10 protein-coding genes are annotated in these 9,293 nt (G+C 56.9%); 4 read left to right on the forward strand and 6 right to left on the reverse strand.

Going from position 1 to position 9,293, the window contains the following annotated elements:
- Both ACLQ7H_RS10680 and ACLQ7H_RS10685 read right to left on the reverse strand, forming a co-directional pair.
- The coding region (locus ACLQ7H_RS10680) for an AMP-binding protein (RefSeq protein WP_411752636.1) at positions 1 to 224 on the reverse strand (224 nt) is incomplete at its 3' end.
- Between the two features lie 10 nt (positions 225 to 234).
- Positions 235 to 1,443 carry an isochorismate synthase gene (locus ACLQ7H_RS10685; RefSeq protein ID WP_411752637.1) on the reverse strand — a complete coding sequence of 403 codons (1,209 nt, stop codon included), beginning with the start codon at positions 1,441 to 1,443 and terminating at the stop codon, positions 235 to 237.
- Between the two features lie 194 nt (positions 1,444 to 1,637).
- On the opposite strand from ACLQ7H_RS10685, the gene fepB reads away from it, so the two are divergent.
- Entirely contained in the window at positions 1,638 to 2,597 is a 960-nt protein-coding gene (gene fepB / locus ACLQ7H_RS10690) for a Fe2+-enterobactin ABC transporter substrate-binding protein (RefSeq protein WP_411752638.1), read from the forward strand.
- Here fepB and entS read toward each other — a convergent pair.
- Positions 2,584 to 3,852 carry an enterobactin transporter EntS gene (gene entS / locus ACLQ7H_RS10695; RefSeq protein WP_411752639.1) on the reverse strand — a complete coding sequence of 423 codons (1,269 nt, stop codon included), beginning with the start codon at positions 3,850 to 3,852 and terminating at the stop codon, positions 2,584 to 2,586. The genes fepB and entS overlap by 14 nt on opposite strands.
- A gap of 159 nt (positions 3,853 to 4,011) precedes the next feature.
- Between entS and fepD the strand changes: the two genes are divergently transcribed.
- Genes fepD through ACLQ7H_RS10710 form a run of 3 tightly spaced genes read left to right on the forward strand, consistent with a single transcriptional unit; the run spans position 4,012 to position 6,909 of the window.
- The gene (fepD, locus tag ACLQ7H_RS10700) at positions 4,012 to 5,085 is read left to right on the forward strand and encodes a Fe(3+)-siderophore ABC transporter permease (protein WP_411752640.1); all 1,074 of its coding nucleotides are present in this window, start codon (positions 4,012 to 4,014) and stop codon (positions 5,083 to 5,085) included.
- 1 nt (position 5,086) lies between these two features.
- Positions 5,087 to 6,112, forward strand: a complete 1,026-nt coding sequence (fepG, locus tag ACLQ7H_RS10705) for an iron-enterobactin ABC transporter permease (RefSeq protein WP_411752641.1) — start codon at positions 5,087 to 5,089, stop codon at positions 6,110 to 6,112.
- The gene (locus tag ACLQ7H_RS10710; protein WP_411752642.1) at positions 6,109 to 6,909 is read left to right on the forward strand and encodes an ATP-binding cassette domain-containing protein; all 801 of its coding nucleotides are present in this window, start codon (positions 6,109 to 6,111) and stop codon (positions 6,907 to 6,909) included. The genes fepG and ACLQ7H_RS10710 overlap by 4 nt, the downstream gene beginning before the upstream one ends.
- A 130-nt stretch (positions 6,910 to 7,039) precedes the next feature.
- Here ACLQ7H_RS10710 and ACLQ7H_RS10715 read toward each other — a convergent pair whose 3' ends face one another.
- The 3 genes from ACLQ7H_RS10715 to ACLQ7H_RS10725 all read right to left on the reverse strand — a co-directional run.
- Positions 7,040 to 8,461, reverse strand: coding sequence for an FKBP-type peptidyl-prolyl cis-trans isomerase N-terminal domain-containing protein (locus tag ACLQ7H_RS10715; protein WP_411752643.1), 1,422 nt, complete (start codon positions 8,459 to 8,461; stop codon positions 7,040 to 7,042).
- Entirely contained in the window at positions 8,458 to 9,036 is a 579-nt protein-coding gene (locus ACLQ7H_RS10720; protein WP_411752644.1) for a hypothetical protein, read from the reverse strand. The genes ACLQ7H_RS10715 and ACLQ7H_RS10720 overlap by 4 nt, the downstream gene beginning before the upstream one ends.
- A gap of 33 nt (positions 9,037 to 9,069) precedes the next feature.
- On the reverse strand, positions 9,070 to 9,293 hold a 224-nt coding region (locus ACLQ7H_RS10725), incomplete at its 5' end, for a helix-turn-helix domain-containing protein (RefSeq protein WP_411752645.1).

The raw sequence follows: 9,293 nt of genomic DNA on the forward strand, positions 1-9,293 counted from the left end.
GTATCGCCCGATTGCAGTCCGCGTCTTAACAAGGCGGCACCTAGACGGTCGGAAAGCTGTTCCAGTTGGCGGTAGCTTAAGCTGCGTTGTGGGTCGATCATGGCAACGGCGTCATTGTTGGCCTGACGGGACAAAATGTCGGTCAATGGCCGATCGATCCAATAGCCGCGTTCGCGGTAACGGCGCGCGAACTCTTCAGGCCAGGGGGTAAAAGCAATAGTCATGAGGGACTCTCTATCCTTGATTAAGACCGAACGCACGCAGAATGGTGCTGAGTTTGGTGCCAGTTTCGTGCCATTCGGACTGCGGGGAAGAGTCCTGCACGATGCCCGCACCGGCAAACAGGCGTACCTGATTACCATTCACGGTGCCGCAACGGATGGTGACGACCCATTCTCCGTTGCCCTCGGCGTCACACCAGCCGACGATGCCACCAAACAGCTGCCGGTCAAACGGCTCAAGCTGTTCGATGAGATCGCGAGCTGCCAGCGTTGGGGTACCGCATAATGCCGGCGTCGGGTGCAGCAGACAGGCTAGTGACAGGGCATTCTCTGCCCGATCGGCCACTTCACCGTCGATTGGCGTCGAAAGATGCCATAACGTAGTGGTGCTGAGCAGCTCCGGGATAGCGGGAATATTTAAATGACTGCAACGCCCAATCAGGACCTGGCGCATGCCTTCGGTCACGATTTGGTGCTCATAGCGGTCTTTGCCTGAAACCAACAGCTGTTCGCTGACGGCCCGATCCCGCTGCGGATCGCTTTCGCGCCGTGCCGAACCTGCCAGCGGATTGGAATGGAACTGATCGCCAAATTTACGCAACAGCAGCTCCGGGCTGGCTCCCACCAATGCCCCCTCTGCCAGCGGCACGTGGAAATGGAAGCCGTTCGGATTCTGGGCAATGATGCGCGCCATCAGCGCTGCGTGGTCTACCGGCTTGCTGGTTTCAATGTCCAACAGGCGGGCGAGCACGACCTTATCCATTTGATCACCGATCGTTGCCTGTACGGCATCGCTAACCATCTGCATAAACTGCGGTTGCGCTGGCAACTCGGTTTGGCGGACTATCTCTGGGATCGGGCCAGCCGCAGGCGCCAAACTGGCCAGCAGGGTTTCACGATCGAACCATTGCGTCTGTTGCGGGATAAACAGTGACGAGGGTTGACGAGTATCGAAAGGGATCGCGCCACACAGCAGCGGATCCTTGATGCCTGCCTTGCGGGCTTGCGCAAAGGCCTGCTGTATCGCCAGCTGGAATTGGCCCTGCAGGTCATCACCATCAACCGCTGGCAAGGTGATGCGGGCAAAGCATCCCTGGGTGCTCAGACTGCGAAAAGGCGAGGTAAAAAAGAAACCTGAAGTCGGGGATATTGTGGCGGCCTGTGCCAGATCTACACCCTGTTGCAGGTCCTTTTGCGCAGCGCCCTTAACGACTACGTCCATAGGTACTTCCTCTTGTTTCATTAACAATAACCAATATAATAATGATTATCATTTGTATTGCATCCGCGATAAAGTACCTGCCAGAACTGGCCATGTCAATAAACGTAACCTCTTCTGCTAACCCACATTAAGGGGTAAACTTGGTGGTTTCTGACTAATGAATGATAATCATTCTGATTAAAAGGATCTCACCGATGTCAATTCCCCTACGGCTCAGCCTGGCGCTGTTTGGCCTGCTGACGTTGAGCGTGGCCCAAGCCGAGACTCAAGCCTGGCCGCGCAGTATCGAAACCTCGCACGGCGTTATCACCCTTAACCAGCCACCACAGCGCATCGTTTCCACCAGCGTGACGGTCACCGGTACGCTATTGGCGATCGACGCCCCGGTGATCGCCAGCGGAGCCACCAGCCCAAACAATCGGCTGTCGGATCGGCAGGGCTTTTTCCACCAGTGGGGGGAGATTGCGGCCAAACGTGGAGTGAAGCGGTTATATATTGGTGAACCCAACGCCGAGGCGATCGCCGGTGAGGCACCGGACCTGATTGTGATGTCCGCAACCGGGGCCGACTCTGCGGTGCGTCTGTACGATCAGCTGTCGGCCATCGCTCCGGTGCTGGTGGTGAACTACGACGATAAAAGCTGGCAGGAACTGGCTAACATCCTCGGCGTAGCGACCGGCCATGAAGGGCAAGCGGAGAAAATCGTCAGCGAGTTTGATCGCCGCGAGAAAACGCTGAAACAGCAGATGACATTGCCTCCGCAGCCCATAACGGCACTGGTGTTTCGCAGCGATGGCAAAAACGCCAACCTGTGGACCGCCGATTCATCTCAAGGGCAACTGCTGCAACAGCTAGGCTTTACCCTGGCGACCTTACCGCCAAAACTCAACGCAAGCACCAGCCAAGGAGCACGTAAAGACATCGTGCAGCTCGGCGGTGAAAACCTGGCAGAAGGCTTGAATGGTCAAACGCTGCTATTATTCGCCAACGATGAAAGTGATGCGCAGCGGCTGATGAGCAACAGTTTCCTGGCTCATCTGCCAGCAGTGGAGAATAAGCGGGTATACCCACTGGGGAACGACACCTTCCGCCTGGATTATTACAGCGCCAGCAACTTGCTGACGCGTCTGGAAAAGCTGTTTATTTCTCCGTAGCCGCAGTGGTGGGTTGGAGTTTCTCGCTCTGCCCGCCCATGCTCACGTTGCGCAGACCACGCATGGCAAACGCCAGCACTACGGCCAGCAGTGCCGCACCAAAACCAAAGCTGGTCGAGCTCATCGCTGGCAGCATAAATGCCCCCATCGCGCCGAGCAGCAAGGCGCCTAACGCATCCCCCACCACGTTCTGTGCAGTCCACAAGCCGTTAATCCGGCCCAGAAATGCGTCCGGCGTCAGGTTCTGTATCAAGCCGTATTGCAGCAGCGAGTTCAACGCGCTGAGGTAGCCAAACACCACCAGGCATAACAGCGCCATGCCGTACCAAGGCATCAGGCCAAACAACCCCACAGCCACGAAAGCCGCTATTGCCGTTATCAACATCATCCAACCTGGCCGTGCCACCTGAGCCACCCGGCCACTGGTAAATGCGCCAATCGCTGCCCCCAGTGGCACTGCCGCATACATGATCCCCAGGCTCTGGGTGGTGACCTGCCACGTACCCGAGATAGCCGGGTATAACACGCGCACCGCGCTAGCCATGGTCATCAGCGCTCCAATCAGCGCCACCATGCCAATCACCTTGTTCTGGAACAGGAAGGTAAAACCGCCGATCAATGCCCGCAGCGGGTGTTCACGGGGCTGCGGCGGTGGCGGTAACTGGGGCAGTTTTAATAGCGGGATCAAAGTGATCAACGTCCCCAAGGCCGCCAGCGCATAGTTCCAACTGATACCGGCCCCGGCGATCACCAACCCGCCGATAGCAGGCGACAGGATCGAACCAAAGCGCACGGTCAGCATGCTGATGGCCCCAGCCTGCACGATATTCTCACGGCCAACGATCGCCGGTGTCGCCGCCAACAACGCCGTCACGCCCACCGCACCAAAAAATCCGTCCCATACCGCTAGCAGATAGATCGCCGTTAGCGAAGGCGCGGGCAACGCGGCATTGAGGCACAGGCCAAGAAAACCCACGCCACAGGTTGAGCGCGCAAACAGGATCAGGCGACGGCGTTCGTAGCGGTCGGCCAGCACCCCACCCATCAGCAAACCGGCAAACATTCCGCTGCCCGCCAGGGTCACTGCAAGCCCGACCAACAGGGTCGAACCGGTTAACGCCTGGATCTGCACCGGAATGGCGATCGCCATCAGGCCTAATGCCAGGATCGAAATAAAACGGGCGCAGAAAACGGCACGAAAAGCGGGGTTGGTCCTAAGCAGGCTAAAATCGAGCAAAATAGAGGGTTTATTCATTTTGTTATCACCACAACTTATATCCTTGATCTTCCACAAACAACGACACGATATTCGATAGGCACAGCGCTAGTGCTGGTTAGGCTGCCATGCTACCATAGATAAATACAATCAATAATGATAATAGATATCATTGATATTCAGTTAAAATGGGCTGTCATGTTCCGGCTTACACCTAATTGCTCTCCCCCGCTCCCTGACCGTAGGGGCATACTGTTTCTGGGGCTATCCCGCTCCTTTTGGCAGCGCCTGTTTGGCCTGCTGTTTGCCGTAGCCGTGCTGCTGCTGGTGATGATGCTCAGCCTGTCGCTGGGGGCTAAATCCATTCCTTTCAGTAACGTCGTTGCGGCACTGAGCGGCCAATGCAACGGCTCAGACTGCGTTATCATTACCGAAGCCCGCCTGCCACGCACGCTGATCGGCGTATTGGCTGGCATCGCGCTTGGGTTAGCCGGCGCGCTGATGCAAACCCTCACCCGCAACCCGCTGGCAGATCCCGGTATCTTAGGGGTTAACTCCGGGGCCGGTTTCGCCGTGGTGTTGGGCATTACCTTCTTTGGTGCGACCAACGTCAGCCAATATCTGTGGTTCGCCTTTGCCGGTGCGCTGTTTGCCTCGCTGTTGGTGGCGTTAGTCGGCGCATTGGGTGGCAGCCGCGTGAATCCTGTGCGCCTGACGCTGGCCGGGGTGGCGCTGGCCGCGGTGCTTGAAGGGATGACCACCGGCATCGCTCTGCTCAACCCTTTGGTGTTCGATCAGTTGCGTTTCTGGCAAGCCGGTTCACTCGACATTCAGAATATGGCGGTGGTGCGCACCGTAGTATTGCCGATCCTGCTGGGCACCCTAATCACCTTGTGGCTTAGCAAGGCGCTAAACAGCTTGAGCATGGGGAGTGAGCTTGCAGCGGCGCTCGGCACCGGTATTATCCGTACCCAACTGCTTGGCCTGTTAGCTATTACGCTGCTGTGTGGCGGAGCTACCGCCGCCGTTGGCCCTATCGCCTTTGTCGGGCTGATGATGCCCCACATTGCCCGCCGCTTGGCGGGCTCCGAATTAAGCTGGATGCTGCCCTGGACGCTGGTTTTAACGCCGATCCTGCTACTGAGCGCTGATTTACTGGGGCGTTTTCTGGTCGCGGGGGAACTGCGGGTCTCCATCGTACTTTCCCTGATCGGCGCACCGATGTTGATTATGTTGGTGCGTCAGCGCCGTATGTTCCGGCGAGGAGGATAAGATGAGCCTGTTGGTTTCCCGCCTGATCCTCGCCAAAAAGCCGTTTCGGCTGGCGCGCCCGTTGACGACTGCCCTGCTGCTGTTATTCGCCTGTCTGGCACTGGCGGTTTATGCCCTCGGTTCTGGTACCTTGCAGCTCAGCGCTGCGCAAGTGATCGACGCGTTACGCGGCGAAGGCCCGAGCAATCTTGCGGTGATCGTCACCCAGTGGCGTTTGCCACGTGTCGCCATGGCTTTACTGTTAGGAGCGGCGCTCGGCCTCAGCGGTGCGATTTTCCAGTCACTATTGCGTAACCCACTCGGCAGCCCTGACGTGATTGGTTTCAATACGGGAGCCTATAGCGGCGTGCTGGTCGCCATCGTGCTGTTTAACAGCAGCGTTATCGGCATTACCTCAGGGGCGTTGGCCGGTGGCCTGCTTACCGCCGGGGTGGTTTATCTGTTGGCATGGAACAACGGGGTAGAAACCTTCCGCCGGATTATTGTCGGGATTGCCGTTCGCGCCCTGTTGCTGGCAGCCAATACCTGGATGATTGTCAGTGCCTCACTGGAAGCCTCCATGACCGCCGGGTTGTGGAACGCCGGCTCCCTCAACGGCATCACCTGGGCAAAAAGCCTGCCAGTGCTGGCGGTACTGCTGCTGGCGGTACTGATGTTGCTGACCTTGACACGGCGTATGCGGCTGCTGGAAATGGGGGACGATACCGCCTGCGCACTCGGCGTTGGCGTAGAACGTTCTCGTCTGCTGCTGTTGCTGACAGGCGTGGTGCTAACCGCTGCCGCCACCGCCGTGGCCGGGCCTATTTCCTTTATTGCCCTGGTCGCCCCGCAAATTGCCCGCCGCCTGTGCGCCAACCAGAACGTCCTGCTGCTCACCGCGCTGACCGGTGCCTTATTATTGCTGGCGGCCGATGTGGCAGCGCAGCGCCTGTTTATGCCTTATCAGTTGCCGGTCGGCGTGTTGACCGTCAGCATCGGTGGCATTTATCTGATTTGGTTACTAATCCGTGAGTCACGAAAAAAATGAATGCTGAAACCCCGTTAACCGCACCACTGCGTGCCGAAAACCTGACGCTGAGCTACGACAAGAAAATCGTCGCACGCGATCTTTCAGTGTCTATTCCTCATGGCGAACTGACTGTCATTATCGGGCCAAACGCCTGTGGTAAATCCACACTGCTGCGCACCCTCAGCCGCCTGATGCAACCCCAGGCGGGTTCAGTCTGGCTGAATGGCCGTCAAATCCGCGAATATCCCACCAAGGAAGTCGCACGCCAACTGGGCCTGTTACCGCAAAGCTCGATTGCTCCAGGCGATATCACCGTGTTCGATCTGGTTGCCCGTGGCCGCTACCCTCATCAGAGCCTGTTCAGCCGCTGGCGCGAAGAAGATCAGCAGGCAGTGGAGCAGGCTATGCGCTCCACCGGCGTAGCACAGTTGGCCGATCAACCCGTCGATACCCTTTCCGGTGGCCAACGCCAGCGGGTGTGGATCGCCATGGTGTTGGCCCAGCAAACGCCGCTGCTGCTGCTGGATGAACCAACCACCTGGCTGGACATCACCCATCAAATCGATCTGCTGGAGCTGCTGCGCCAGTTGAACCGGGAGAATAATTACACGCTGGTGGTGGTGCTGCACGATCTCAACCATGCCTGCCGTTATGCCACCCACCTGATCGCCATGCGCGACGGCCAAGTGGTGGCCGAGGGCGCGCCAAAAGACATTGTAACGCCAGAGTTGATCGAGGAAGTTTACGGGCTGAAGTGCGTGATCATCGACGATCCGGTTTCGCATACTCCGCTGGTGGTGCCGTTGGGGAAATAGCGGCCAGGAAACTCACGATGAAAGTAGGGCCATCGGCTGATAGCCGATGGCCCTACTTATACCTCATCTACTGGGTAAACGGGTCCAGTTTATATGACCCTTTACGCAGGCAGCCACAACCGTGCTCCGTTTACTTGGCCGGTGTGACATCCAATATCGTTACGTTATAGACCATGGTCGATCCCGGCAGAATATCGGGGGGCAGACCTTTATCGCCGTAAGCCAAGCTTGGCGGCACGACCATCGTGATACTGCCGTGATTTTGCAGCTTCGAGATCGCCGTTCTGAAGATCGGTGGATAGCTGCTCAGTAACTGGGTAACCGAGGTGCCTGCCGCCTGCATATCCTTGATGACTTTGCCGTTGATCAGGCTCTCTTTTACCGCCACGCTGATCATGGTATTGGCACCGATGGCCCCCTTGCCAGCCTTATCGATCCGGTAGAAGTAGCCTAAAGCCTCTTTTTTCACCTGTTTTTGCTTGGCAAATTGCTCGATGTAACGTGCACCTGCTTTTTCGGTATCCAACTTTTGCTGTTGTTCATTCTGGTGCAGCAAATTTTCGCTAGCGTCCAACGCCTTGTCGATCTGCTCCGGCTGCAGCTTAAGCTTGCCCGCGAAGGTATCTTGCACCCCCGCCAGCGCCAGACGGCTGTCCACTTCAACCCCCTGAGCCGCCCGCTCTTTGAGCAAAGCCAACATGTCTTCCGCCAGGGAAGTGCCGATGGCATAATCACGGATCTCAAGCTCTGACTTCGGCTCTATGATTTCTCGTGGTTGCGTAGCCAACTGTTGCTGCAGCCGGCTGTTTTCCACCTGTTGTTGTTCGTTGGCTACCTTCAGCATCGCCAGCTGGTTCTGCAGGCTTTCATCCAGCGCAATCTGCAAGATAGGCTTAGCTTGAGTTTTTGCCGATAACTCGGCCAACGCCTGTTTCGCCTGCTCGGCCTGTTGACGGCTGGCGTTCAACTCGGCCTGCAACGCTTTGTTTTCCTGACCATTATCGGTTTGTGCTTTGGCCAGGGCAGCCAACTGTTTCTGCAACGCCGAGCTCTGTTGGCGGCTTTGGTCCAGCGCCTGCTGCAGCCTACCGTTTTCGTTTGAGTTCTCACCTTTTGCCGTCGCGGCAGCCACCATATCCTGCTGCATCTGCTCCGTCGCCTGCAAATTTTCCTGCAGGGTCTGTTTCAACTGACTAATTTCAGCGCGAGCATCCGCATCCTGCTGTGCCGCCTGACGCAGTTGCAGCAGCTCTTGGTCCCGTTGGGCAAGGGCAGCATTTAACTGTTTGATTTGCATTTGCAGGTCCGCTGACTCGCGGGTCTTGGTCTTCGCGGACGGTGTGCTCACTTTCCTTTCTGCGGGAGGGCCGATCGCATTCAGCTGTGAAGGGCTCAACAGCAGCAACGCCGGGGCTTCACTCTCTTGGCTGGTGATCGCTTCCAAGGCCTGGAGCGTGCTGGCCCTGTCAGCCTTGAGTTGATCGGCACCCAATGCGCAGCCCACAGGCAGCGTCAGGCTCAAGGCCAAACCATACTTTAACCCCAGCTTCATTTCACGCTCTCCATTTTGCGGATCAGTCCGTTAAGCAAGTCCTGCCCAATCTCTGCACACAATTGATTGGTTTTATATTTATACAGTGCGTCTACCGTATTTTTGGTCAACGCGTTCACATCACCGCGTACCCCGCTGTAAAACGAGGCGTTGCTCAGCAGACTGTCAAAATTGGCCTTCCGGACGGCATAGGCCCGAGGACTAACGGTTTGCAATGCGGCAAGATCGCTCTGACAGCGGCTTAAAGGCGTTGGTTGTGGCGGGGGGGGCGGAGTTTCTACGACAACGGGAGCAGGCTCCGCTGCTGGTGTGACAAGCGAGGTGACCGGGCTTTCACTCGCGCAGCCCGCCATCAGCAGGGCATTGCTGACGATCAGACAGGCAAGCAGTGGCTGCCGGTATCCACGGTTTTTCTGAAGTTGTTTCAAATTATATTCCTTCCTGACTGGATATTGTCCGTCACCGCTGCCCGTGCGCACGCGGATCGCCTCCGTTGGCGGGCAATATTGTATTGCCCGTTGGGGGATGATAAGACAGGTCATACTTGGTGGCAACAGCAACAGGGCTACAGCCACGTTAGATCTCCAGTCACTAATCACATAATTCTGCTAAGAAGTGTTCTTTCTCAGCGAGAATAATTCGCTGTCGTTTTTAACCTGTAGTTTGCGCATGGCATTACATTTATGCGCGCTGATGGTCTTGATGCTACGGTGTTGCAGTTCAGCAATTTCCCGCAGGCTCATCCCGTTGAACAAGAACGTCAGCACATCATTTTCGCAACGGGTCAGATGATGCAAACTTGAAACATCGTCAGGATCGTTACGCGCCAGAT

The sequence above is a fragment of the Serratia sp. (in: enterobacteria) genome (assembly GCF_046715635.1).
Lineage (GTDB): Bacteria > Pseudomonadota > Gammaproteobacteria > Enterobacterales > Enterobacteriaceae > Chania.